Annotated in this window: 26 protein-coding genes, 1 tRNA gene and 4 pseudogenes; 15 read left to right on the top strand and 16 right to left on the bottom strand. The window is 68.5% G+C overall.

The window, feature by feature from the left end:
* Positions 1-280 precede the first annotated feature (280 nt).
* Positions 281-514 (bottom strand): annotated as a pseudogene (locus BM536_RS42105) (DUF6415 family natural product biosynthesis protein); the annotation flags it as partial.
* Positions 515-706: 192 nt separating this feature from the next.
* Between BM536_RS42105 and BM536_RS00745 the strand changes: the two are divergent.
* Positions 707-1,279: a hypothetical protein gene (locus tag BM536_RS00745; RefSeq protein WP_094102417.1), complete on the top strand. Its 573-nt coding sequence runs from the start codon at positions 707-709 to the stop codon at positions 1,277-1,279.
* Here BM536_RS00745 and BM536_RS00740 read toward each other — a convergent pair.
* Complete coding sequence (locus BM536_RS00740) at positions 1,177-2,277, bottom strand: GlxA family transcriptional regulator (protein ID WP_079275087.1); 1,101 nt, start codon at positions 2,275-2,277, stop codon at positions 1,177-1,179. The genes BM536_RS00745 and BM536_RS00740 overlap by 103 nt on opposite strands.
* Positions 2,278-2,956: 679 nt before the next feature.
* Here BM536_RS00740 and BM536_RS00735 point away from each other — a divergent pair.
* Positions 2,957-3,643, top strand: coding sequence for a hypothetical protein (locus BM536_RS00735; protein WP_158086477.1), 687 nt, complete (start codon positions 2,957-2,959; stop codon positions 3,641-3,643).
* 45 nt (positions 3,644-3,688) lie between these two features.
* On the opposite strand, the gene BM536_RS00730 is transcribed toward BM536_RS00735, so the two are convergent.
* On the bottom strand, positions 3,689-4,204 hold the full coding sequence (locus tag BM536_RS00730) for a GNAT family N-acetyltransferase (protein WP_073495613.1): 516 nt from the start codon (positions 4,202-4,204) through the stop codon (positions 3,689-3,691).
* Positions 4,205-4,695: 491 nt separating this feature from the next.
* Positions 4,696-4,881, bottom strand: coding sequence for a hypothetical protein (locus tag BM536_RS41585; protein ID WP_073495610.1), 186 nt, complete (start codon positions 4,879-4,881; stop codon positions 4,696-4,698).
* 349 nt (positions 4,882-5,230) lie between these two features.
* Between BM536_RS41585 and BM536_RS00715 the strand changes: the two genes are divergently transcribed.
* From BM536_RS00715 to BM536_RS00690, 7 genes and pseudogenes are all read left to right on the top strand, one after another.
* On the top strand, positions 5,231-5,992 hold the full coding sequence (locus BM536_RS00715) for a single-stranded DNA-binding protein (RefSeq protein ID WP_245873202.1): 762 nt from the start codon (positions 5,231-5,233) through the stop codon (positions 5,990-5,992).
* 251 nt (positions 5,993-6,243) lie between these two features.
* Positions 6,244-6,993: a hypothetical protein gene (locus BM536_RS00710; RefSeq protein ID WP_170109866.1), complete on the top strand. Its 750-nt coding sequence runs from the start codon at positions 6,244-6,246 to the stop codon at positions 6,991-6,993.
* Entirely contained in the window at positions 6,990-7,229 is a 240-nt protein-coding gene (locus tag BM536_RS00705; protein WP_094102356.1) for a hypothetical protein, read from the top strand. The genes BM536_RS00710 and BM536_RS00705 overlap by 4 nt, the downstream gene beginning before the upstream one ends.
* Positions 7,226-8,122: a hypothetical protein gene (locus BM536_RS00700; protein WP_211362796.1), complete on the top strand. Its 897-nt coding sequence runs from the start codon at positions 7,226-7,228 to the stop codon at positions 8,120-8,122. The genes BM536_RS00705 and BM536_RS00700 overlap by 4 nt, the downstream gene beginning before the upstream one ends.
* A 12-nt stretch (positions 8,123-8,134) precedes the next feature.
* A pseudogene (locus BM536_RS44645) lies at positions 8,135-8,227 on the top strand (IS1096 element passenger TnpR family protein); the annotation flags it as partial.
* 28 nt (positions 8,228-8,255) lie between these two features.
* Positions 8,256-8,453 (top strand): annotated as a pseudogene (locus BM536_RS44640) (IS1096 element passenger TnpR family protein); the annotation flags it as partial.
* Between the two features lie 10 nt (positions 8,454-8,463).
* Complete coding sequence (locus BM536_RS00690) at positions 8,464-9,264, top strand: class I SAM-dependent methyltransferase (protein ID WP_073495602.1); 801 nt, start codon at positions 8,464-8,466, stop codon at positions 9,262-9,264.
* Positions 9,265-9,895: 631 nt separating this feature from the next.
* Here BM536_RS00690 and BM536_RS43810 read toward each other — a convergent pair.
* Positions 9,896-10,018, bottom strand: a complete 123-nt coding sequence (locus BM536_RS43810; protein WP_281258526.1) for a hypothetical protein — start codon at positions 10,016-10,018, stop codon at positions 9,896-9,898.
* Positions 10,019-10,127: 109 nt separating this feature from the next.
* On the opposite strand from BM536_RS43810, the pseudogene BM536_RS42100 reads away from it, so the two are divergent.
* Positions 10,128-10,223: pseudogene (locus BM536_RS42100) on the top strand (IS21-like element helper ATPase IstB); the annotation flags it as partial.
* A gap of 20 nt (positions 10,224-10,243) precedes the next feature.
* Here the strand turns inward: BM536_RS42100 and BM536_RS00685 are convergent.
* Entirely contained in the window at positions 10,244-10,885 is a 642-nt protein-coding gene (locus BM536_RS00685; protein WP_245873201.1) for a GNAT family N-acetyltransferase, read from the bottom strand.
* A 211-nt stretch (positions 10,886-11,096) separates the two neighbouring features.
* Here BM536_RS00685 and BM536_RS00680 point away from each other — a divergent pair, with 211 nt between their 5' ends.
* Complete coding sequence (locus tag BM536_RS00680; protein ID WP_094102355.1) at positions 11,097-11,744, top strand: hypothetical protein; 648 nt, start codon at positions 11,097-11,099, stop codon at positions 11,742-11,744.
* 2 nt (positions 11,745-11,746) lie between these two features.
* Here the strand turns inward: BM536_RS00680 and BM536_RS45205 are convergent, their stop codons facing one another.
* Positions 11,747-12,010 (bottom strand): transposase, encoded by a 264-nt coding sequence (locus BM536_RS45205; RefSeq protein WP_245873200.1) that lies wholly within the window; start codon positions 12,008-12,010, stop codon positions 11,747-11,749.
* A gap of 383 nt (positions 12,011-12,393) precedes the next feature.
* Here BM536_RS45205 and BM536_RS00670 point away from each other — a divergent pair, with 383 nt between their 5' ends.
* Positions 12,394-12,813, top strand: a complete 420-nt coding sequence (locus tag BM536_RS00670; RefSeq protein ID WP_073495596.1) for a hypothetical protein — start codon at positions 12,394-12,396, stop codon at positions 12,811-12,813.
* 253 nt (positions 12,814-13,066) lie between these two features.
* On the opposite strand, the gene BM536_RS00665 is transcribed toward BM536_RS00670, so the two are convergent.
* From BM536_RS00665 to BM536_RS00640, 6 genes are all read right to left on the bottom strand, one after another.
* Complete coding sequence (locus BM536_RS00665) at positions 13,067-13,906, bottom strand: replication-relaxation family protein (protein ID WP_245873199.1); 840 nt, start codon at positions 13,904-13,906, stop codon at positions 13,067-13,069.
* A 523-nt stretch (positions 13,907-14,429) separates the two neighbouring features.
* On the bottom strand, positions 14,430-15,134 hold the full coding sequence (locus tag BM536_RS00660; protein WP_073495630.1) for a helix-turn-helix transcriptional regulator: 705 nt from the start codon (positions 15,132-15,134) through the stop codon (positions 14,430-14,432).
* Between the two features lie 201 nt (positions 15,135-15,335).
* Entirely contained in the window at positions 15,336-15,827 is a 492-nt protein-coding gene (locus BM536_RS00655; RefSeq protein ID WP_073495591.1) for a hypothetical protein, read from the bottom strand.
* Between the two features lie 224 nt (positions 15,828-16,051).
* Positions 16,052-16,393 carry a hypothetical protein gene (locus BM536_RS00650; protein ID WP_245873198.1) on the bottom strand — a complete coding sequence of 114 codons (342 nt, stop codon included), beginning with the start codon at positions 16,391-16,393 and terminating at the stop codon, positions 16,052-16,054.
* Positions 16,394-16,411: 18 nt separating this feature from the next.
* Complete coding sequence (locus tag BM536_RS42095) at positions 16,412-16,912, bottom strand: hypothetical protein (protein WP_245873197.1); 501 nt, start codon at positions 16,910-16,912, stop codon at positions 16,412-16,414.
* Between the two features lie 684 nt (positions 16,913-17,596).
* On the bottom strand, positions 17,597-18,136 hold the full coding sequence (locus BM536_RS00640; protein ID WP_245873196.1) for a hypothetical protein: 540 nt from the start codon (positions 18,134-18,136) through the stop codon (positions 17,597-17,599).
* A gap of 324 nt (positions 18,137-18,460) precedes the next feature.
* Between BM536_RS00640 and BM536_RS00635 the strand changes: the two genes are divergently transcribed.
* Positions 18,461-19,000 (top strand): GNAT family N-acetyltransferase, encoded by a 540-nt coding sequence (locus BM536_RS00635; protein WP_073495628.1) that lies wholly within the window; start codon positions 18,461-18,463, stop codon positions 18,998-19,000.
* A 70-nt stretch (positions 19,001-19,070) separates the two neighbouring features.
* Here the strand turns inward: BM536_RS00635 and BM536_RS00630 are convergent, their stop codons facing one another.
* The 3 genes from BM536_RS00630 to BM536_RS41570 form a co-directional block, all read right to left on the bottom strand.
* Complete coding sequence (locus tag BM536_RS00630) at positions 19,071-19,484, bottom strand: hypothetical protein (RefSeq protein ID WP_245873195.1); 414 nt, start codon at positions 19,482-19,484, stop codon at positions 19,071-19,073.
* On the bottom strand, positions 19,481-19,618 hold the full coding sequence (locus tag BM536_RS41575; protein ID WP_211362795.1) for a hypothetical protein: 138 nt from the start codon (positions 19,616-19,618) through the stop codon (positions 19,481-19,483). The genes BM536_RS00630 and BM536_RS41575 overlap by 4 nt, the downstream gene beginning before the upstream one ends.
* Positions 19,619-19,797: 179 nt before the next feature.
* Positions 19,798-20,697, bottom strand: a complete 900-nt coding sequence (locus tag BM536_RS41570; RefSeq protein ID WP_211362794.1) for a hypothetical protein — start codon at positions 20,695-20,697, stop codon at positions 19,798-19,800.
* Between the two features lie 500 nt (positions 20,698-21,197).
* Between BM536_RS41570 and BM536_RS00620 the strand changes: the two genes are divergently transcribed.
* Positions 21,198-21,274, top strand: a tRNA-Met gene (locus tag BM536_RS00620).
* A 458-nt stretch (positions 21,275-21,732) separates the two neighbouring features.
* Positions 21,733-21,956 (top strand): transposase (locus BM536_RS00615; protein ID WP_157855696.1); only part of this gene is annotated, 224 nt, incomplete at its 3' end.

Below are 21,956 nucleotides of genomic sequence, written 5' to 3'. Positions count from 1 at the left end.
CGGGCCGACGCAGAGGTGCTGCTGAACGCAGCCGGACGGCAGCTCCTGGCAGGCCTGTGCGGCGCCGAGGAAGACGTCCTGGCGCGGGCGTTGCCGTCCTGGGGACAGGAGGACTCCAAGCTGTCGGCCGGAAAGCACGGGGTGCCGGCGGCGGCGTGGCGGACCGGCGGCGCAGTCGCCGGTCCGGTCGCCTTCGGCTGCCGCCTGTGCACAGCCCGGCGCACGGGGACGGTGTCTGCGAGGTAGCGGTGGCCTGCTGAGGATGCAGCCCTCCGCACCCGGCCTCCAGGCGGTCCAGGCGTTCGTAGAGGGCGCGGACGAGGCGGGCGCGGTTCCGGACGCAGCGCACGGTGCCCTCGATCGGCACGGACAGCCGGCCTTCCGCCTCGCGCAGGACGACGTCGGCGAGCGCCCGGGGGCCGCTGTCCTTGGGCAGCTGGTCGGCACGGCGTCGGACGTCGGAGGCGACGGCGCGGGCGTGGCCGGTGAGCTGGAGGGTGATCTGCTCCAAGTCGCCTCCAAGTCGCGGGCCGTGGTGCGGGAAGGACGCCCGAACCAGCACCCATCCGCCTTGACCAAAGAAATGGGTCTGCCTCGGACGGCGCGACGAGCCGGACCGGTGGCTGACGGACAGATGTCCCCGGATTCCCGACACCGATCGGAGCTGGCTCGACGCCGCCGGCGCGCGGCGAGCACTGTCTTCGGTATGACTAGCGAACATCCTCTGAGTGGGGGCGCGGATACGACCGGCACCCATGCCGTCCTACGCCGCTGGCCGACCGCGCTCGGGCTGGCGGCCGTGGCCGCCCAGTTCGCGACCGGCGTCGAGCGGGAATCCCTGTCGGTCGTGGTGTGCGTGGCCTGCCTCTGTTACCTCGCCACGGCGGCGTCGGGGCGGCCGCAGGTCGCCTGGCCCGCGATCGTCGGCGGATCGCTGGTGGTGGTGGCCGCCGAACCAGCCGGTCTGCCCTGGTGGAGCGGCATCGCGGGCACGGCGCTGATCCTCGTCGTCCTGGGTCTCGTCACTAGGGTGCCGCGGGCCGCGCTGACCGCGCAGACCGTCGCTATGGCCGGATACGGCGCTGTCGCGCTGGGGGCGCTCGCTCTCGCACCGCGGCTCGGCCTGGCGCTGGCCGGGCTGGGACTGGCGGCCCACGGCTTGTGGGACGTGGTGCACTACCGGCGCGACGCGGTAGTGCCCCGGTCCTTGTCAGAGTTCTGCCTGGTGCTGGACGTGCCATTGGGGCTGGGCGCCCTGGCGCTCGCAGTGCTCTCCTGACCGCGTCGGGCGCGTGCCCTCGGCGGTCGCGGCGGTCCCAGCGCCTGGGTGGCCCGGTAATGCGACGGTGTGATGCCGTACTGGGCCACGAACGCCTGCCGTAATGCCTCGGCGGACGAGAAGCCGCAGCGGGGCGCGATCCGGGCCAGGGACAGACCGCTCGACGTGAGCAGCCGGGCTGCCGCCTCCGTACGCGCGAGCCGTACGAACCGAGCCGGTGTCTGGCCCACATGGGCGAGGAAAAGGCGGGTGAGGTGACGCTCGCTCAGGCCAGCGCGGGCGGCGAGTGCCGCGACCCGCAGGTCGGCGTGCGGTTCGTTGCGGATCGCCGTCACCACCTCGCGCACGAGGTCGTCGGCCGGGGCTGGGGAGGCGACGAACATGCTCATCTGCGCCTGGTTCCCGGGCCGTTGGAGGTAGGTGACCAGTCCCCTGGCCACCTCGCGGGCCAGCTCGGCGCCGTGATCCTCCTCGATGAACGCCAGCGCGAGGTCCAGCGCGCTGCTTACTCCCGCCGCCGTGGTCACCGGGCCGTCGCGGATGAAGAGGGGCGCCGGGTCCACACGCACCGCCGGGTGGTCGGCCGCGAGCACACCGGCGAACAGCCAGTGCGTGGTGACGCGCCGCCCGTCGAGGAGCCCCGTCGCGGCGAGCACCGACGCGCCTGTGCACACCGACGCGATCCGCCCGGCCACGTGCGCCAGGCGGCGCACATGCGCGACGAGACCGCTGTCCGCTGCGGCGGCCAGATGCCCTTCACCGCCGGACACCACGACCGTGTCCAGCGGTCCACGCAGCCGCTCCACGGCGCCCTGCGCCTCCAGCACCAGTCCCGACTGGCAGCGGATCGGCCTCCCGGCGGGTGTCACCACCCGCACCCGGTACACGGGAGTGGCACCAGCCCGGTTGGCATAGTCGAACGCGGTGGTCAGACACGCGATATCGAGCAACTCAGCGCCGGGATAACCGACTACGGCCACGAACCGACATTCCCCCATGGCACGACCGTACTGCGGCCCACCGCCTGTCCGGGACCCCGCAGCGCCCGTGGCTCGACCTTCGAGTCGGATCGGCGGACCGTCATGAAACTTCGAGGCTCAGTGCGATTCACGGGAGGGGTCTGCTCCCCTGCCGCACGAACTCGCCCCCATCCGGGCTGACCGCCGCGATCATCACCGGCCAGGTGCAGCCCGGCATCGTCTGCCCCGCCGTCACCGTCGTGATCGCAGGCATGGCCTACGACGTCGCCCCCCCCAACCCTGCACCAGGGGCGCACTTGACCCGCACAGTGGAGAGGCCTTGACTGCCGGCACCACGCTGGTGATCTGCGCAGGGTCGAGTTCGACTGGACGGTGCGGCTCGGCTGGGTCCGCTTGCCGTAGTCGATCGTCCGCTTCGTCACCAGCCGGGCCAGGGCCGTCGACGTCGCGCTCTACACCACGGCGTCCGTCGAGGCAGTCGTCCCCGCACAACCGGAGGTCGACTAGCGCAGCTGCGCGCGGTGCAGAAGGGCCGGCGCTCTCCACTCGCCGCGGCGGCGGTGAAGGCTGACCCCTCACAGTGCCCCCGCTCCGTGCCCCTCGGCACGAGCGGGGGGTCGGCAACAGGGCCATGCGTGTTGTGCGTCAGGTACGCAACGAGCCGGACACGGGGCCGGTGGACGTCCAGCCTGCGGGGATGGACAAGTTGATCGAGTTGGCCAGCACGCTCGTCTCGGGGGCTTTCATCGCCGTACACGCGGCGTGGCTGACCACCCGCTCCCGCAACCGCCAGGAGCGGCAGGCCGAGATCGGTGCCCTGCGGGTACAGGCCGACGCGATGACGGTGGCCGTGGTGGAACTGCAGGGCGCGGGCCGTCGCCAACCGGCTGCTGTGGGAAGGGCCTGCCGAGCGCGCGAGGACGTTCCTGCTGACGGTGCTCGCCTTCTCGGCGGCGCCGCCCGAGCCCGGATCGTCGGCGGGACGGACCTGCAGAGCGGCCTGGTGGGCTTCGGGCGCGCGGCTGAACTGCTGAGCCGGGAACGGGTGGCCAGTAGACAGACCGTGGCCGCCCTGCGGGAGCCGCTCACCCGGGCCGCCACTGCAGCTGCCCCGCTCATGCGCTCCTCCGACCCGGCTGTCGCCACGGCCACCGAGCAGTTGCTGAACGCCCTGGGCGACATGGAAAACACCGCGCACCTGGAAACGGTCGGCTCGCGGCGAGGGCCCGCAGCCGGCTGCGGGCCCTCGCCGCGAGATCAGCGGGGCGCTTCCCGGCCAAACCCGCTCCGTGCGAATCGATCGCGTCCCGAACCCCGATTGCTGAGGGCACTGGCTTCCCTCATTTGGTCGTTCCTGGCAGCCGGCCGGCTGCCCACACGGTGACCCGCGTCAACGAAGCATGCGAAGGATGTTCTCAGACTCAGGTATCTACAGAGGTATGCGCAGGTCGAGCACAGGCCCGGTGGTGTCGACCGCTGTTGCGTCCAGTTTCTGAAGGACGTGGAGCATCGGCTTGTTGGTCACCGCGACCGTGGCGGCCAGCGTGTGGTGTCCCTCGCGGCGGGCGACGGCCGCCGCATGTTCGGCGAGCGCGGTGCCGAGTCCCCTGGCCTGCCACCCGTCCTCAACCAGGATCGCGAGTTCCCCCACCCCTTGCTGATGGGTCCGCATGACGTTCGTCATGGCGATGATGTGGTCCGTACGCTCGGCCGGAGTGGTCACCAGCGTGGTGCCGCGCTCCGGGTTGGACAACTGATGCCATTCTGCAGGTGAGAGCTGGGACTTGCCCGCGTTGTACCGCAGGGCCCGGCTGCCCAGGGAGCAGCGCCGGTGCAGTTCCTGGACCGGTGTCAGGTCGACGGGGGCCGCCTCCCGGGTCCGGGTGGCGGCGCCGTCCATCAGCGTGATCGAGCATGCGGCGTCCCGGCGGCCGGCGTCAGGCATCGACGTTCTCCTCTTCACTGTGATCGTGACTGCTGTGCCGCGGGCCCGCCCTGGGACGCATAGTGCGGCGTTCCTGCGCAGCAGCCTTATCCCGCCCCCGGGCCGACTCAAGAGGACTTTGGGCCACGTTGATTACGTAGTGCTTACGTTGCACCACGGAATGAAGCGAAGACTCGAAGGAAGCATGGCCATCATCGACGCCGATGCTCAGCAACTCACGACATCACCGCGCCCCGCACCCCCGACCAGCAACACCTGATGGACCTGTGGAACGCCCTGTGGAACGGGCCCTGACCACCCCTGCCGCATGAAAGGAGAGAGCTGTGTCGATCACACCGGACCCGGCCGCACCCGATCGAACTGGCCGAGCTGCTGGACGCCCTCCACGAACGCACCGGCGAATGGCCGGGCGCGGATACCTGCCCCATACGGAGACCCGTACGGCCCGCATGTCGGCGTCCAGATAGGCGACGCCGAGAATCCCCGCCAGTTCAATGCAGGGCAGGACTTCGTCGTCGGGGCCGGCCATCGAGTGAAAGACGGCCGCGCTGTTCGCCGCCGCGGGGATCGGTGAGGTTGAGATTGATGGGTGTGCGGAGGCAGCGGGCGATGTCGTCGGTGTAGAGCGTGTAGCCCTCGTCACCGCGGTGCCGGTCCGTGCCGTAGTAGAGGTCCACGGCCGTTCGGTCGTCGGCCGGAGGGCGATGACGGGACACCCTCCTGGCCGCTGACGTTGTCCCACGAGACGCGCACAACGTGCTGCGCAAGTGAGGCCAGGGCGGAACCTGGACACCGCCGACGAGTAGCTCGTCCGCCCCGACCATACAGTCCCGCTCCAGGTGGAGGCCGAGGACGCCACCGTCTTCAGCAATCTGGGAGCGCCGCGGGCCCCGTCCCGCGTCCCTGCATGGAAGGGCGCCTTCGGCGGCTCGCCGACCGCACCGCCCTCCAGTGCGTCAGGGTGCGGCGACAGGGGGATTGACCCATCCATGTAAGTAGCTATTATGGGAAAAGCGACGTGTTCGTATGGCTCCATCCGTCACGCAGGTGTCCGGCACCGTCACCGGCGACGTGGAAGTTCGCTTCACCGACTCCGGTGTCGCCGTCTGCCGGTTCCGCCTCACCCAGACCCCCACCCAGTGGGACGCAGCCGCGCAGCAGTGGCGCGACGGGACCCCGATCGGCTACGTGTGCACCGCCTGGCGAGACTTGGCCCGCAACGCCACCGAGTCCCTCACCGACGGGGTCAGCGTCCTGATCATGGGGCGCATCACCGAGATTCGGGACAACGTCGTCTACCTGAGTGTGGACGACCTCGGGATCAGCCTGCGCCAGCGCATCGCCTACACCGAGACCAGCCTGCCCAGCCTGGCCGCCGCCGCTCCCATCTCCCCCACCGCTTCGGTCGCTTCGGTCGCTGCCCCCCGCAGCGGCGCGGCCCGCCGGGGCGGGTGCCGGTGGCCCGGCCGCCGGTCAGGCGGGCGGCCCGCCCGCCTGGTGGGAGCAGCGGCGGACCGCCGGATGGCACCACCCCGCCGCCCGCACTCCGGCCGACGTCGGCCCCTAGCCCCTCCCCTTCCTCTCTTCACCGCGCCGCCAGATGCGGCACCGGTTCGCCTGCCGGTCCCGCCCTCCCGTTCTCCCCTTCACCGCGCCACTCGGTGCGGCACCGGTTCACCCGCACCACTTCGTGGGGCGCTGGTTCGCCTGCCGGCGCCCCACCACTTCCCTTGCTGGCGCCCCCGCCCGCCGAAGGCGACGTCCGCTCCGACGGCACCGCCCGTCTGATCGCCGAACACCGCGCCGTGCTGTGTGCGGACGCCACACGAGTGCTCGCTCTGCAGCACCTCCTTGACTGGCGAGCGGGCCGGTTCGAAAGAGGTACAGACGGCTGGCTCGTCGGTGAGGCACTGGACCGGTTGATCCGCACCGGCGAGACGCCGTTCTTCATCCGCCCGGATGGCCGCCACCGTCCCGACCCGTGTTACGCCCAAGCCTTGGGCGGCAACCGGGCCGAGGACACGTGGATGCGGCTGTTCATGACCACCGATGAGGGTTTCGCGCTGATGATCCTGATCATCGCGGCCTACGGGTGGAACGCGACACCGGTCGTCGAGATGAAGGTGCCCGATGCGAGCCCCGACGCGGGCAACGAGGGGCAGATCATCTACCGGGTCGAGTTGGAGAAGCGGCGTCGCCGCCCGGCGGACCGCTACGAGACGAGGAACCTGGCCGACTGGGGAGCGAATTCCCCTGGACGGCTGATCACGCACGCGATCGAGTCCACAGCCCCGGCACGGGAGATGCTGAAGAACGTGGGGGCACCCACCGACCGGCTGATCGTCTGGCGGCTCGCTCAGCGGCGGGCCGCCTACGGCGAGGGAACGGCCGGCCTGTTCGACGGCCACTTCCATGCCAACGTCTGGCGCAACTGGCGCCAGGAGCTGGGCGGCGAGGGCTCGTTGAACCTGCGGCGCCTGCGCAAGACCGTGGTGATCACGCATCAGCGGCAGCCCACGCAGCACAGTCAGGACACCCACGACGGTGCTTATGTCCTGCCAGACCCGCGCACGCACGCGGCGGCCCAACCGGTGATCACGACGGGGTCGAGGAGGCGATCGAGGCGGCCAGGTCGTTGTTCAAGGCCCAGATCAGCCGGGCGGACACGAACGTGGACAAGGACACCCCGACCGCCAGCTGCAGCGACTACACCCACAGCCCGTTCGGGGAACAGGGGATGCCTTGCCGGGCGTCGTTCCTGCTCTGCACGGCCTGCCCGAACGCCGTGATCACCCCGCGTCACCTGCCGCGGCTGGCCTATCTGCTGCACGTGCTGCAGGAGCTGCGGGCGGTGCTTTCGCCGGAGGTGTGGGACCAGGACTGGCGCGAGCCCTTCGCGCGGCTGCGGCACCTGCGCAAGGCCCCCGACTTCACCGACACGGAATGGAACGACGCCTTGGAGAAGGCAAGTGCCCACGACCGAAGGGTCATTGACCAGCTTCTGAAGAAGGGATTCGACGCATGACCCTGGCCTTGAACCCCCGCTTCGCGGCCCCCGCGGCCGACACCTTCGTGTTCGATCCCGACCGGGCGGTCGAGGGCCGCCGCGACTTCGTGCCCCTGTACGGCGACGACGGCTGGTCGTTGCTGGCGCTGACCCAGAACCCCTCGCAAGCGGACGACATCATCCGCTGGCGATGGTTCCCCAGGGTCTTCAGGGAGCCGTTCCGTTACGCGTCCTGGACTTTGATCAACTATCCGCTGCCCGACAGGGACGTTACCCTGCGCGGCGCCGCCATGCGCTCCAAGCTCAGCGTCGGCCGGATCACACAGACGGTCGTTCAATGGTCGATGTTCGCCCAGTGGCTCGACGAGCGCGGGATCAAGCAGCTCTCGCTGGTGACGGCCGAGGACCTGTCGGACTACAGCCACCAGCTCGACAAGGCACGGGGGCTGGCCCGCAACACGGCCACCAGTCATCTGATCGCGCTCTCCCGGCTGCACTACTACGGACGGTTGTATCTGCCCGACACCGACCGGCTCGTCGCGCCGCCCTGGGTCGCGGAAGGCATGGACGACTACCTGCCGGCGGCCTCGCCGCTGGGCGAAAACGTCACCGAGCCGATCTCCCCGGCGACGATGGGCCCGCTGCTGGTCTGGGCCCTGCGGTTCGTCGAGGAGTACGCCGACGACATCCTGGCCGCCTTCGAGGAACATCGACGGCTGGTCGAGATCGCGGAAGGGCTGAAGGGCCCGTTCAAGAAGGGATCGGGCCTGCGGCTGGTCACCTACCTCGAACAGCTGGAGGCCGAGGGCAGGCCCGTCCCGGCGTTGATCAGAGACACGAAGATCTCGACGCCCGGGGTGTTCCTGGCCGGCCTCACGGGGACTCCGATCGCCAAGCCCCTTCGAGGCTGACCGGTGCCGAACATGATCAGCTACACCTATGACTTCGGCGACGACTGGGTCCACCACATCGAGGTGGATAAGGTCCTGTCCGCCCCGTCGGCTACGACCTACCCGCGTTGCCTGACCTACCCGTCGAGCCTGCCCGCCCGAGGACTGCGGCGGCCCTTGGGGCTACGCGGACTTCCTCGCCGCGATCACCGACCCCCGGCACGAGCAGTACGAAGAACTCCTGCACTGGATCGGCGGCACCTTCGATCCCGACCACCTCGGCATCGGCGCCATCAACAAGCGCCTCACCGCCCGAGAGCCATCGGCGGAACTGGTGCGGTGCAGCAACTAGGGTACGGCGTATGAGTCAGACTCCTGTCGACCCCGTCGCGCACAACCGCCTCGCCTGGGACCGCGAGGTGGAGGAGGGCAACGAGTGGTCACGTCCGGTCGGCCCCGAGGTGATCGCGAAGGCTCGGGCCGGCCAGTGGTCCATCGTTCTGATCGGGTACGAGCCGGTCGACCCGACCTGGTTCCCGCCGGAGATCGCCGGTCGCGACGTGCTCTGTCTCGCCTCCGGCGGCGGGCAGCAGGGTCCGGTGCTGGCCGCGGCAGGCGCGCGGGTGACCGTCTTCGATAACTCGCCCCGCCAGCTGGCGCAGGACGACATGGTCGCGGCGCGGGAGGGGCTCGACCTACGCACCGTGCTCGGCGACGCGCGCGACCTGAGCCCGTTCCCGGACGCCTCGTTCGACCTTGTCGTCCACCCGGTCTCCAACCTGTTCATCCCGGAGCTGGCGCCGGTCTGGCGCGAGTGCCACCGCGTGCTGCGCCCCGGCGGGACGCTGCTGTCCGGCTTCCTCAACCCGGACGTCTACCTCTTCGACGCCGAGTCCTTGAAAGCGCGCGGCGAGCTGATGGTGCGCCACCGCCTTCCCTACAGCGACCTCACCCACCTGGAGCCCGCCGAGCGGGAACGGCTGTGGGGCCTCGACGCGCCGGTGGAGTACAGCCACACGCTCACCGAGCAGCTCGGCGGGCAGATCGCGACGGGCTTCGCCATCACCGGCTTCGCCGAGGCGCCGCACCACTCGGAGACCACCGCCGGCTGGCTCTCCGGTTACTTCGCCACGAAAGCGGTCAAGGCTGGCGCCGGTCACTGACCCTCCACCGGCCGGGCCAGGTCAGCAGTGAGGCCCGCGGGCGGCTGGGTCAGGCGGGCAACGACCCTGCTGATACACGGACAGGGAACACCCCGGCGTCGGCAACCCCGCGTCGCTTCCCGGCGTCGGCAACCCGCGTCGCTCATCGTGCTGGCAACCATGGGGCACCCGCACCAACATGACCGCCTCAGCGCCCCGACCGGACCGGCAGTCGTGAACGTCTCCGGGTGGCTGAGGTGAGGCCACCGACAGCGCCCGGTGCCAGCTCTCCGCGACCCGTCAGGGGGCTGTGACGGTGTCAGGCGTCAGGCCACTGTCAGGGCAGGATGCCCCTGAGCTACAGACAGCATTTGGGCGGGCGCCGTCCGCCCCCCAGATGCCGTCCGGGTCCTCCTGAAGAGCCGTGGTGAGGCGCACAGAACGGAAGGGGCCCGGCGGCGCGCCCTCCCCTGCCGTGTTCCTGTTGGAAGCACCCCGAGGAAGGCCTTTACCTGGGAGCAGGCAGACGGCCCGACCGCACGTAAAGGCCGTGTGTGGCGCCTTCCAAATGGAGCACAGTGCGGCAAGCCCGGCGATGGGCCCGCGCGAGCGCAGCGAGCTACCAAAGGGACGTGCCGCCGTAGGCCGCTCCCTACTTCTCCCACACGGTGACGTCGAAACTCGCCGTGGCGGCCTCCTGGTGAACGGCAACGAGCGTGAGCAGTGCCGGGCGCTCCTCGTCGGTTAGCACGCAGGCCTTCCGGCCAACAGTCATGGTGACTGCAGGGTCCGGCTGAGTCGTCACGAGAAGCGTGCAATCTCTTGCGGGCTTGGACTTTCCCCTTCATCCACCAGCGCCGTTTGGTCGAAACTCGTCAGCAAGACGCCTCACCTTCAACGGCACCATCATCGAAACCGGCACCGACTCCTACCGCCTCGCCAGCACCCGAGCCCGAGCCGAACAGGCCGCGGCCGGCTGAAGGCGAGGCCTCTCAGCCGCTCAAGCCGAAGGGGAATCTACTCCGCTGTTCTGATAACACCAGGTAAGCAATGTCACCTGGCGGCCCTTGGCCTCGCGCGTGACGGGGTCGTCGTCGGTGAGCTGGAAGCCAGTTGCGCGAGCGACAGCCAAGCTCGGAGAGTTCCCCGTTTCAATGCGCAGCAGCACTCGCCTTGCGCCCAGCTGGCGACAGGCGTAGTCAGCCATTAACGTGACGGCTCGTGAGGCCAGGCCCTTCCGCCGATGTTGGCTGCCGATGCCGTAAGCGAGCTCGACGTCCCGCGCGTCGAGTTCGCTGCGAAAGAGGAGGACCTCACCGCGCGGCTGCTCACCATCGGTAGTGATCACCAATTGCGCTTTCTTGCGCCCTTCCTCGCGGCCTTCGCGAGCCTTGGTCAGGTACTCACGCGCCGCTCTGGAGTCGAACGGAGAGGGCACCGGAGTCCATCGGTCGATCTCGGGATCGTCATAGAGCTCGACCAACGCGGACAGGTCGGACTCGGCCCACTCCCTCAGCAGTATCCCGTCTCCTGATAACCGAATGCTTGGCGGCAGAACGATCTCACGTTGGCTGGACATGTGCCGATCTTGCCCTGCCAGGGAGTCGAACTCCAGAGCCAGAAACCCGGTTTCGCCGTCCACGCCGGCTGCGTCCGACAATGTACGGACACTCTGGTCACCGACGCACGACACCGTCCCTGCCGTTCAACTCGCGAACAACACTGGCTCGATGACCACCCATCCGCTGTCCAAACTCGTCAACAAACGCCGCCACTAGAAGTGAACGAAACCAACGCGGCCTTGTTCGCCATGATTAGGCTGCCCATCCTTGAACATCCGGACAAACACCGAGATGGGGATCACCATGGTGGCACCCGAGGCAGCTGCGGTAGTCAGAGCCGGCAGCAGCGTGCTGCGCAGCATCGTGAACCAGGGGACGGGCGTGCCCGTATTGCCGAATATGCACGAGGGACTGATCGAGCTGCACGAGATCCTTCGCGAGTGGTGTGAGGCAGCGCGGAAAACCAGCAAGGTGGTCGAGTTGATCCTCGCGGATCAACCACACCTGGCCAGAGCCGAGCACCCCTCCAGTAACTCCTACGCGGGTCCGCTGCCCTTCCGGCGTTCCTTCGCTCGGAACACTCTCGCGCGTCGCACGAGACGCGAGATCAACGCCCTGATGTCACCATCAGCTGCTGTCGCCCAGAGGTGGAGCGGAACGAAGCGCCGTCAAGCAGCTCGACGGAACTTGCGCAGCATGATGCACATCTACTGTCCCAACCTTCTGGGGGAGTTCGATCAGGCCGTCGACGCGCGCGTGGCTTGGGTCAACAGTCACCACGCCGAGCTCCGCGAGGTGATCAAGAGAAGGAGCGCGGATGGGCGGCTTGTGCGACTGCGACACGAGATGACCACCACCGGAGAGCAGTTGGAAGCAGTACGAGCAGCACTCAGCGCCCTCATCCAGGAGAGGTATCCGATGGGAGCCACGCCCGACTGAGTTCAGACGGTGTGATGGGTCACCAAATCGATCTCGGCGAGGGCATACCGCACCCGCTGCGCTGCCGCGCGGTCGGTGAGGTTCTCGGCGAACTGCAACACCACCACCAGCGCCAGTCGGCCCGGTGACCAGCCCGGCCTCCCTCTGGATCCGAACGCCTCGGCGAACTCGGCGTCTGCGAACAATTCGCCCAGCTCGTCACAGACCCGCATCGCCAACGGGTACGGGCTCCGTGCCGCCACCGCCCGCGCCACCTGCGCGGTCAACTGCGGCACCGTCGGCCACGACCTCGGTCGCATCGACATTCCACACCTCACCCGCGACCGGGACGCCAAGGCGGCCGCTACTGTCCTGGCCAACGAGCCGCCAGCCCCGCCGGACACGGAATAAGCCAGCAGGATCGGTGACGATCCTGCTGCTTCGGTCTATGCGATATCCCGCGGGTTCGTGGCTGTTATCTCCCGGTTGCCGCAGGCCAGATCGGCAGGCGGCAGCGATGGATCCGCGTAGATCACGATGGCCCCTCGGGATTCCTGAAGAACCGTCATGATTCTTCCCTAGACGAACAGGCCGAGGGCGGCGAGGTGCCTGGTCAGGCGGGAGAACGACCTGGGCAGGGCAGCGGAAGCCGTTGATAGATTCACCCGTCGTGCGATCAAGTGAGTATGACCTCGACTTCCGTGACCGGGCCGGCCGGACCCGAGCCTGGGGCACCGGCCTGCTGGTCGTGGCCGGACTGCTGTGGAGCTGGTGCACCCTGCTGCTCCTTACCCCGTATGAGGTGGACCGCAAGCCCGACGACCGGTACCCCGTTGAATGCGAGTCGCGGCTGCTGACGGAGAGCGGCACGGCCAACGAAGGGCTGGGCCACGGCGACTACTGTCAGAACGAGCGCGACTGGCCGGAGGCCATGGCCGTGCTGGGACTGTCCGTGCCGGTGTCCGTGGCCGGAGCGGTCCTGTTCACAAGCGGCAGCGTCAGTCGGCGGATGAGCGCCCACGCCGAGGCGATGCGCGAACTGGACCAGATCACGGACGAGCGCGAGGCGCGGGCCGCCCGCGCGCGGTGACGCCCGGGGGCATCGAGACCGCACCCGCGCACGGGGGTGCTCGCCCCCTAGAGCCGATCCACGCCTGAGGACACTCGGCTGGGGAGATCGCTTCGTGCATGAGAGGGTGCGAGTCTGGCCCGGCATCCATCGGTTCAGAAGCTTAAGATGGCCGGTCCGCAGCAGCGGACCTGCTGCGGGTGGCCCGCTGGTCGTTGAGCTTCGGGCCCCTGCGCCGTGCACCGGGGCAGCATCTATTCCTCGCGCTGAGGGCTCACAGGTCTGTCCATGGACGGGGCTTGCCGCCGGCCAACGGTATCCACACGGCCTGAGAAGGACCCTGTTCTTCAAGGTCTTCCAGCACGGCGGCCCCGAGCGGGACTTCGCGGGCGAGGCCCGCTACGAGCGGGTGCTGCGCCACCATCGACTGCAGATCGCTCATCCGGTTCTCCAACCGGTTCCGGGAGGCGCCGGTCAGTACGAACAGCACGCGCGGAAAGACCGGATACCAGCGCAGCCATGACGGTCCGGCAGAGGCCGGCCTGCGACGGCCGACCGGCTGTGCCTCGTACCGGAAGAGACGGGCGTACTCGATGAGCTTCACGGCCAGCCGTTCACTGCCCATGGTCGTGCGGTCAACTTCGATGAAGGCACGCAGCTTGCGGCGCTCTTCACCGTCGACGGCCATGTAGTACATGACGGCGTCGGCCATCACCCGCTCCCCTTCGCCGATGGAATGGGACACCTCCGGCGTCCAGTCCCAGGGGCCGTGCTCGTGTCCGAGCCAGCGGGCATCGGCGGCAAAGGCCAGGTGAGCGCGCACCACGGCCAGGGTATGCGCTGTTTTCAGCGAAGCCGCCGTCGTGGAGGTGATCGGGTAGGGCGGCCGCCCCCGCAGGATCGGCAGGTCCCTCGTCACGCGCGCGCCGTGGGGGGTGAGATACCAGGCGCGTGTGGGGGAGCGATCCGATCCGGGCAGCACCGTGTAGGCGACGAAGCCGTCGGAGCACAGCTTGTTCAAGACGCGGGAGATCAGCTGCCGTGTGCCGTCCGGACGCAGCATCCGTCGCAGCTGGCCGGTGGTGGCGAGGCGGTGCTGAGCGAGGGCGGTCATGATCTGGTGACTCAAAGTCTCGACCGGGCCGGGAGACAGATAGGGAACACGTGTCCTCGAAGAGGAGCGGGGCATGGGGAACTTCTTTTCGGCGCGCGCGTGCGGCCTGAGTCGAGCGCGGGCCGTTCGACCGACAGCACGTTGTCGACGAGGAAACCCAGCCCCGACCAGACCACCGACCACGAAGGCCCGACCACGGTCACGGAAGGGAAACACCTTGCGGTCAAAGCCGTGGTCGGCCCCGTGTCCTCCGGCCACAGACTGCTTGCGCTGCAGAGACGACAGGATGAGATCAGTGGATGGCTGCATCGCAGATCGCCACCCGATCACAGGGCGAGCCTGAAATCTCTGGAAAACGGACGATGGCCGGTCCGCAGCAACACTGGCTGCTGCGCGGCGTAGTGGCGAGCTACGCCATGCCGGCCATCGTTGCGGAATCCGGCCCGCACGGGGATCAACAACCCATAGCCGGAGACCGCGTCTGTGAAGGGCAGGTGAGCGCGTTGCTCACCTGCCCGTTGTGTTACCTGGTCTTGCGCTGGGCGGCCTGCTCGAGGATGCGCCGGCGCGTCCACCGGCGGTATCCGCCTTTCTCACTGAGAGCGTCCACGGTGTTCAGCAGCGGCAGGTTGCCCTGGGCGAGACTGCTGCTGAACGTGTTGATGCTCTTGAACCCGAGCAGGGCGGCGGCCTGAGACGCCCCCAGGAGTTCGTCCGGATCACCGTCGACGGGCACATCTGAAGAAGGGAGGGCAGATCGCTTGGCGTCGCTGCGCTTGCCGCGGCCGGGCCGGGTCGCCATCCAGTCCAGAAGAGTCTGTACCCGCCACAGCTGCCGGCGGTAAGGACGCTCAGAAGTGCCGAGTTCCTCAACGACGTCAGGCTCAGGGAAGTAGCCGGGGTGCTCCCGGATATAGGTAGTGACCTGCTTGGAGCTCTTGTAGCCCAGAAAGCGCGAGGCCTGGGCGGCGTTGAGCAGCTCATTCGGGTCAAGGGTGGGAGGCCGGTGATCCTGAAAGCGGTTGGACACCTTGCGCTCGGCGAACCACTGGTCCACCTCGTCCTTGTTCCACAGCCTGGCCCGACCGCGGCCACGCTGCCCGACAGCCTCGGGGAAACCATTGGCTTCCCGCTCGACGTACAGGCGGCTGATGCTCTGCGGGCTCAGCCCGTGTTCTGCACGGATTCCTGCAGCGTCGATGAGACGTGGCGCGGACGGGGCAGCCATGACCTGAACATCCCGTCGCGTAGCGAGGAGCCGGCCCACCCGACTCACGTCACCCATAATGACGTGAGTTGCCTGGCGAAGTCCAGTCGACTGACACATTTCAGGCTGGCCGGCCCATGCCCACCCCGGACGATGTGGTGTTGGCGTACACGCGGCGAATGTACCCAGTCGGGTACTGACGAGCGTGCCCGGCACGGACCTTCAGCTGATCCGCCGGGGAGGTAGTCCCGCTTTGGCACGCCAGTGGTCGGCGTCGTGCGGATCGGCCAGCCAGCCGGTGAGGCGTTCGGCGCCGGCGCGGAATGCATCGGACAACGGAGTCTTCTCGCCGACCACGAGCCTGAGGGCGTCGACGTCATGGGTGGCGTGGTCGGTCTCGCACCAGCAGGCCACGTTCACCGACGCATGGACCGCGAGCTGGCCCGGGTCGGTCCACACCACCTGAAGCAGGAACTCCAGCTGGTCGCCTCCCTCGGCGTGCTCGTTGACATCCAGCCCAAGGACGATCGGCGTCCCCAGTTGTGTGCCCGGAAAGGCGGCATGCTCCAGGACCCACTCCCAATCCGCCGTGCTTCTGCCTGCACGAGCCTCGTCGACCGTGCCGGCCGCCTGATGCAAGGAGTCCACGTCCGCAGGCGTCAGGAGAGGAAAGAGCGCGGTCAAAGGGACGTGGTCGAAGGCACCTCGCATCATGGGGTGATCATCCCTGTCTCGGTTCGTACCACGAGCCCTTCCCAGCTCTCCCGCCTGTGGCTGACTGGCTGGGCACGTTCATCCGTACCGGATCGGGTACATCGACGAGTACGCCGACATGTGGGCAGGGACGGACCGGAGCGCCAACGCGCCAGCCGTCCGAACCGGACATCAAAGGGCCGCATGCCCACCGTTTGACCCGGGTCGGGATCGTGGGCAAGACGTCATTCCTCGGGGAGAAGGCTGACTCCTCGGCGCGCGGCGTCTTCCACCATGGCTGAGTAGGCGAGCGCCGAAGGGGTCATGTCCCACTCGGCCAAGGCGAGAAGCAGAACCATCTCCGCACGGTCCCGTGAGGGGTCGTAGGGAACCTTGGCTGCGTCGGCTGCGGCCGCGAGGTCGGCGGTGGACAGCCCCTGCAGGCGGGTCGCGGTCGCCTGGTGTGTCTCCTGCAGGCCCTGGTGGTAGAGGACGTTGCCTTCGCGCAGCAGGTCCAGGAGGTCCCCGCCATCGGCGACCGGTGCGGCCGCGGACAGTTCCAATAGGCGCTGGGTGCTCGTCGTCATCATGGTCAGTATGCCTCTCTAGAAGGACTGGGAAGGAAGGTCGGGGGCGATAGAGGCCGCAGCGCAGCCGCCACAGACTGGGCCGGAGGCCGGGCGGGCGGCCAGGTCGACGGCTTTGCGTGGTGGCTGTTGCAGGGCGGTGCGGATCTGCCTCTCCAGCAGGTCCATGTCGGGGCCGTCGTCCGGGAGGACGATGCCGGGGTCTGGGGCGGTGGGCAGACGGCTTTGTTCGATCAGGTCGCTGATGCGCCAGTCGGGACGGAAGCTGTCGCCGCGGGCATGCTCGACCTCGGCGTACAGCGCGGCGAGCCGGGGCCGGCGGGCGATGGCCAGCAGCAGGTCCCGCTTGGAGGCGAACACGCACAGAGAACAGGAGCATCGGCTGGTGCCCCTGAAATCCCTGGCACCGGGGAAGGAGTCGTAGGTCCAGTGGTAGGGCACAGGGGCGTCCTGGTGCCATTCGAGGACCGCGGCGGTGGGCCAGTCCTTCACCGGCAGCCACTCGTCCACGATCCGCACGCCGTTGGTCAGGACGTTGCGGTAGGCGGGGTGGTGGGCGGTCGCGGCTCTCGTCGGCCCGCAACCCCATGACCTTCAGGATCCGCACGGGCCGGCCGAGTTCGTGGCGCAGCCGCCGCACCAGGGGAGTCCAGGCGGTGGAGATGATCGACTCTTTGGCGTACTTGCGGCAGTAGGGGCTGCCCATGCGGGGGAAGCGGCCGTAGGCGGCGATCTCGGTGAGCAGGAACGCGGGCCGTGCGACTTCCACATGGCGACCGGGTGGGATGCCGCAGGCCGCACTCTGGGCGGCGGCGAGCTCGGACATCGACGCAAAGCGCGTGCCGTCGACGTGCACGGCCGGCCACTCCAGCGGTCCGAGCGTGGCGTGGTAGGTGATCACCCGATTGATGACCCCGGCCGCCGTGGCGTCCTGCATGAACGACCACAGCATCACGCCGCTGTCCTTGCCGCCCGACAGCTGTGGGGCGAGCAGGTCGTAGGCGGTCAGGTCCGGGGTGTCGGACGGGCAGGCGGTGGGGCGTGCGGGCATGACTGCTCCAAGGAAGGCAGGGAATGGGAGGGGCCGTCACAGGGCGGCTGGTTCGGGGTCGGGACGGCGCGGACAGGGCGGTCGGGCATCAATCCCGGTCTTGATGTGGGTACGGTGCCGCCGGTTTCGGCCGAGGGGAAAGGTGATGAGAGTCAGGCGAGGGGAAGCCGGGCGGCGGAGCCGGAGAGCAGGGCGTGCCATTCCTGCTCGAAGGTGTCTTCCTGTTTGTCGATCACGCGGGCGGGGGCGGTGACGAACAGCTCCTCCGCCATCGGCCAGGCCTCGCGGCGGGGGCGGAGCCAGGCGCGGGCGCGGCCGTAGAGCGGGTCGTGCTCGACGTCGATGCCGTGCCGATCGGACACGGTGATCAGCCGCCGGGCCAGTTGCCGGGAGCGGCCGGTGTCGACGCGTTCGATGGAGCGCATGACGGGGCGGCGCTTGCCGGTCTGGGACAGCAGGAACAGGCGGCGCACGTGGTAGAGCGCCCAGGGCACATCGAGCTCACGCTCGAACGCCTCCAGGCAGGCACGGTCCCTGGGCCTGGAGGGGGCGAAGAGCTCCAGCAGGTTGCGCCTGCCGTACAGCCTGGCGTTGGGGTTCAGACTCATCGCCGTGTACTCCAGGCGCAGCACCTCACCGGCGATGTCCGGGTGCGAGCGCATGCGCTCCAGGTGGGCCGGAAGCGCGCCCATGGAGACGGGAAAACAGCAGAAGGTTTCCCTGTCAAGTCTGGCTGTGTTGTAGCGATCTCTCATTTGACTCCTGGTGTTGGTTGTTGAGGTGACTCCGCGTAATAGCGGAGAGGGTGGCTCTATTCACGAATCCCGAAAGCAGATCGACACTTCGGGATGCGGCCCGCCGCTGCCGAAGTCGATGCTCACGAGAATGGGAGGCATCTCGTCCCCGGCAGGCGTGGTTGTAGGGCCCGCCCCCTTGGCGAGGATGGGGCCCGGGCCGGTGGCTTGATCGGTCTGCGATTCTTGATCGCTGCCGAGCGTGCTGATTGGCTGGCCGACATGACTGAGCTCGGACCCATCGCCTGGCCCCCTGCCCCGATCAGGACCGAGAGGCTCGTACTCCGTGAGCCCGAGGCCCGCGACCGGGCGGCGTTCATCGAACTGCTCGCCTCGCCAGAGGTGCACACCTACCTCGGCGGCCCCCGCCCACGTGACGAGCTTGAGCGCGAGACGCCCAAGGTGCCCGAGCAGTGGCCCGGAAGTTTCGTCGTTGATCTCGACGGGGCGATGATCGGCCAGATCCTGCTCAGGAGAGCACCGGAGCACCATCGCCCGGCTGCCGCGGGGAAGGCAGATCTCGGCTACCTGTTCCTGCCGCGAGCGTGGGGATTCGGATACGCCGCCGAGGCGTGCGCGGCGGCACTCGACTGGTTCGACGGCGTCCTTCCCGGCGAGCCGGTGGTGCTTGCCACCCAGACTGCCAACGTCGGCTCGATGCGCCTCGCGGCGAAGCTGGGATTCATAGAGGTAGAGCGGTTCCATGCCTGGGACGCCGAGCAATGGCTCGGCATGCGGTCCCCCGTCATGCCCTCTGAATGAGCTCGTGCTCGACAGGCCCTGTGGTCTCGTCCTGACCGCGCAGCGGTCAGGATGAGACGAGGCGGTGCAACTACGAGCCGGGCTCGGGGGCCGGGCGCAAGGCCACCACCAGGGCTCGCTTATGCCCCGACTGGCCGCGGAGCTGGTGGTTCTCAACGGTGAGGACGTTCACCACGCGGGCGAATGTCTCGATCTCGGCCTGCTGCCGCTTGTTCTCCTCGATCAGCTCGGCCAGTCTCTCCTTGGTCTTCTTCAGCTCGGCCCGCAGTTTGCGTTCGCTGTCGGGGATCCGTCCCTGAGCTCGGACCTTCGCGTAGAACTCGTCCTTGAGGTCGGTATGCCGGTGGGTGAGGACGTGCCGTTTCACGTCCGCCTCGGCGGCCAGCGCCAAGACGGCCAGCGCTCCATCGGACCGCAGCGGGGTGCCGGCCAGCAGCCGGTCCATCGCGGCCCTGATGTTCTTCCTCTCGTCGTCGTAGCTCACAACTCGGCCCCCGCTGCCGCCAGGACGCGGTCGTGGTCGTGCTGGTCGGCGAGCTCGGTCAGGACCTGGGCCCGTTCCCGCAGCCGGTCGGCCAGCGGTTCGGGAACCAGGCCAGAGACGGCCTGGCGACCCAAGTCATCGGCCGCGTCCCGAAGTTGATGTGCGTGGGTGTCGGTGCGGGCGATGTTCGCGCAATTGACCTTGCAGCGGTCCAGGCTGGGGGCCTCGCTCTTCGTGTCGCGGCCGGGGTGGCAGAGCGCCTTGGCCCGGTCGTAGTTGCAGAACAGAAACGCTTCCTTGTTCTCGAAGACGTTCAGGTCGGGTCGGCCAGCAGGTCTTTGGCCTGGCGGACGGAGGTGATGAGACCGCCGAAGCGGTGGTGTTCCTGGGTGGCGGCGTTGATCAGGCGTCTCGCGGCGGGGCCCGAGACGCCCTCGCCGTCCTGGATGGCCTCGTGGACCTCGCTGAGTTGCTCGGCGACGTTGCGGGCGGTTTCAAAGTCGAGCAGGTCGTGCATGCCGCCGCGCGAGCGCGATCCGTAGCCCTCGCTGATCAGCGTGCGCATGTGCCCGTACTGAACCGCCAGGGCCACCAGTCCGCCCGGCCTGCGGGCGATGTGCCAGGCCAACGTGCGGCGGAAGCGGCCCGTGCCGACCCGCCCATGCGGGTCGGCCGGGATTACCTCCGCCTGGCGCCCCCGGTTGTGGGCATGGCTGTTGACCCACTCGATGAACGACTCGATGCGGTTGCTCATCGTGGCGATCGCCAGGGACCTGCCGCTGCGGCGCTCGGGCTGGAGCGGATCGTGGACTTCGATCGCGAACAGCAGTCCGTGCCCGCCGAGCTGTTCCAGCACCCGCACTGCCGTGACGACCTGCGGGACTGCGACCCAGGGAGCTTCGCGTACGACTCCGGCGGATTGGTGATTGCCGTCCTCGTCGCAGGCGACTTTGAACTGCCCGGCATAGATGAGGTGCCGCCGGGCTGCCTCCGGCGGCCCCTGCGGATCCGGGCAGCACCCGTTCTCCAGGGCCAAGAGCTCTCCGCTCCGCATCCCCGTGAGATAGCCCAGGACGATGAAACAGGCGGTGACCAGGTGTTTCAGGATCCCGGGGACGTCGTGGAAGTCGAACGGACCGTGCCAGGGCTCCCCGCCCAGCTTCGCGGTGATGGAGGTGTCCAGCAGGCACCGGCCGTGATTAGACCGAACCAATCACCGAGAAGCCACCTCGGCCTTCACATCGAAGACGCCACCGCGCCCCGACGCCTACGAATCCAAACCGAACACCGTTCCCGGCCCAGCACAAAGAGAACGCAAGTGTCATCCTCCCGCGGGCGAATGATCCCGCAGCCGCGTCGGTGACAAGGCGTCAGCGTTCCCTCAGCAGGGCTTTCAACAGCCTCGGCGAGCTTCCTGAGAGCATCCCGTTCCGCCGGAGCCCCTCGGTCCGGGCACCGAGCCGCTACGCAGTTCCACCGCAGCCGACTCGACCCGCACCGCTGACCGCACCCTCGCCCTCCCCTGCACCCGCGCCGCACAACACGACGGCGATGCAGACCTATCCCCCACGACCGCCGAAAAAGTCCAAACCATCCCCGGCAGCCAGAAACAGAGGTGGGCTACGTGGGCCCGATGCCCGGCCCCAGGCCTCCGCAGACCCAGCGCAGCCGTGGCGGCGGCACCAAAATCATGCCGTAGGCTTGCCGCACCAACGCGGGGTGGAGCAGCTCGGTAGCTCGCTGGGCTCATAACCCAGAGGTCGCAGGTTCAAATCCTGTCCCCGCTACCAACGCACCGGCCCCCTCGACCTGATGGTCGAGGGGGCCGGCCGCATTCCAGGCTTGCCGGCCTGGCGTGACAACCCGTTCCCGTAGCCCGCTCTGCCATCACCGCTTCGCCCTCGGCCACCGGCAGCGCCGGGATGCCATGTACGGCCGGCCCACTTGCACATCGCCTGCCTGGCCGGTTCTCCCCTTCCTTGATCACCCTAGGTCCTGATGCTCTGACGCGTTGTCAGTGCCCCCTGCCATCATGGGGGGGGCTGTGCGGGGAAGTTGGACGAGGGGGAGGCTTGCATGCCTTGGGTACGGCCGTACGTACGCTCTGACGGGACACCGGTTCGCGGGCATTCGCGCTGGGCGCCGGGTGCAAAACGAGAGACTATGATCTTCGGTGTAGTGGCCTTAGAGGTCCTAACAGAAGTTGTTGATCAAGTGACCGTCGGCTTGTTCGCTCGTTGGTCGGGGCGTGGGGAAACGTCAGTCGCGGCCGTGGATCGTGTCGGACGAACTGTGGTCGCTCATCGAGCCGTTGTTGCCAGAGCCAGGTCCGAAGCTGGTGGCGGGCCGGCCTCGGGTGCCGGACCGACAAGCCTTGTGCGGGATCCTGTTCGTGCTGCACACGGGCATCCAGTGGGAGTACCTGCCGCAAGAGTTGGGCTTCGGCTCGGGCATGACCTGCTGGCGGCGCCT

The organism is Streptomyces phaeoluteigriseus (assembly GCF_001896135.2).
In the GTDB taxonomy this organism is placed as follows: Bacteria; Actinomycetota; Actinomycetes; order Streptomycetales; family Streptomycetaceae; genus Streptomyces; species Streptomyces phaeoluteigriseus.
The sequence above is the reverse complement of the archived record's forward strand: the minus strand, read 5'-3'. Positions and strand labels throughout refer to the sequence as shown.

Bases quoted from the DNA above. Each gene is read 5' to 3' on its own strand.
- BM536_RS00745 (WP_094102417.1), top strand. From the start codon at position 707: ATGACTAGCGAACATCCTCTGAGTGGGGGCGCGGATACGACCGGCACC.
- BM536_RS00740 (WP_079275087.1), bottom strand. From the start codon at position 2,277: ATGGGGGAATGTCGGTTCGTGGCCGTAGTCGGTTATCCCGGCGCTGAG.
- BM536_RS00735 (WP_158086477.1), top strand. From the start codon at position 2,957: ATGGACAAGTTGATCGAGTTGGCCAGCACGCTCGTCTCGGGGGCTTTC.
- BM536_RS00730 (WP_073495613.1), bottom strand. From the start codon at position 4,204: ATGCCTGACGCCGGCCGCCGGGACGCCGCATGCTCGATCACGCTGATG.
- BM536_RS00715 (WP_245873202.1), top strand. From the start codon at position 5,231: ATGGCTCCATCCGTCACGCAGGTGTCCGGCACCGTCACCGGCGACGTG.
- BM536_RS00710 (WP_170109866.1), top strand. From the start codon at position 6,244: ATGACCACCGATGAGGGTTTCGCGCTGATGATCCTGATCATCGCGGCC.
- BM536_RS00700 (WP_211362796.1), top strand. From the start codon at position 7,226: ATGACCCTGGCCTTGAACCCCCGCTTCGCGGCCCCCGCGGCCGACACC.
- BM536_RS00690 (WP_073495602.1), top strand. From the start codon at position 8,464: ATGAGTCAGACTCCTGTCGACCCCGTCGCGCACAACCGCCTCGCCTGG.
- BM536_RS43810 (WP_281258526.1), bottom strand. From the start codon at position 10,018: ATGACTGTTGGCCGGAAGGCCTGCGTGCTAACCGACGAGGAGCGCCCG.
- BM536_RS00680 (WP_094102355.1), top strand. From the start codon at position 11,097: ATGGGGATCACCATGGTGGCACCCGAGGCAGCTGCGGTAGTCAGAGCC.
- BM536_RS00665 (WP_245873199.1), bottom strand. From the start codon at position 13,906: ATGACCGCCCTCGCTCAGCACCGCCTCGCCACCACCGGCCAGCTGCGA.
- BM536_RS00660 (WP_073495630.1), bottom strand. From the start codon at position 15,134: ATGGCTGCCCCGTCCGCGCCACGTCTCATCGACGCTGCAGGAATCCGT.
- BM536_RS00655 (WP_073495591.1), bottom strand. From the start codon at position 15,827: ATGATGCGAGGTGCCTTCGACCACGTCCCTTTGACCGCGCTCTTTCCT.
- BM536_RS00650 (WP_245873198.1), bottom strand. From the start codon at position 16,393: ATGACGACGAGCACCCAGCGCCTATTGGAACTGTCCGCGGCCGCACCG.
- BM536_RS00640 (WP_245873196.1), bottom strand. From the start codon at position 18,136: ATGGGCGCGCTTCCGGCCCACCTGGAGCGCATGCGCTCGCACCCGGAC.
- BM536_RS00635 (WP_073495628.1), top strand. From the start codon at position 18,461: ATGACTGAGCTCGGACCCATCGCCTGGCCCCCTGCCCCGATCAGGACC.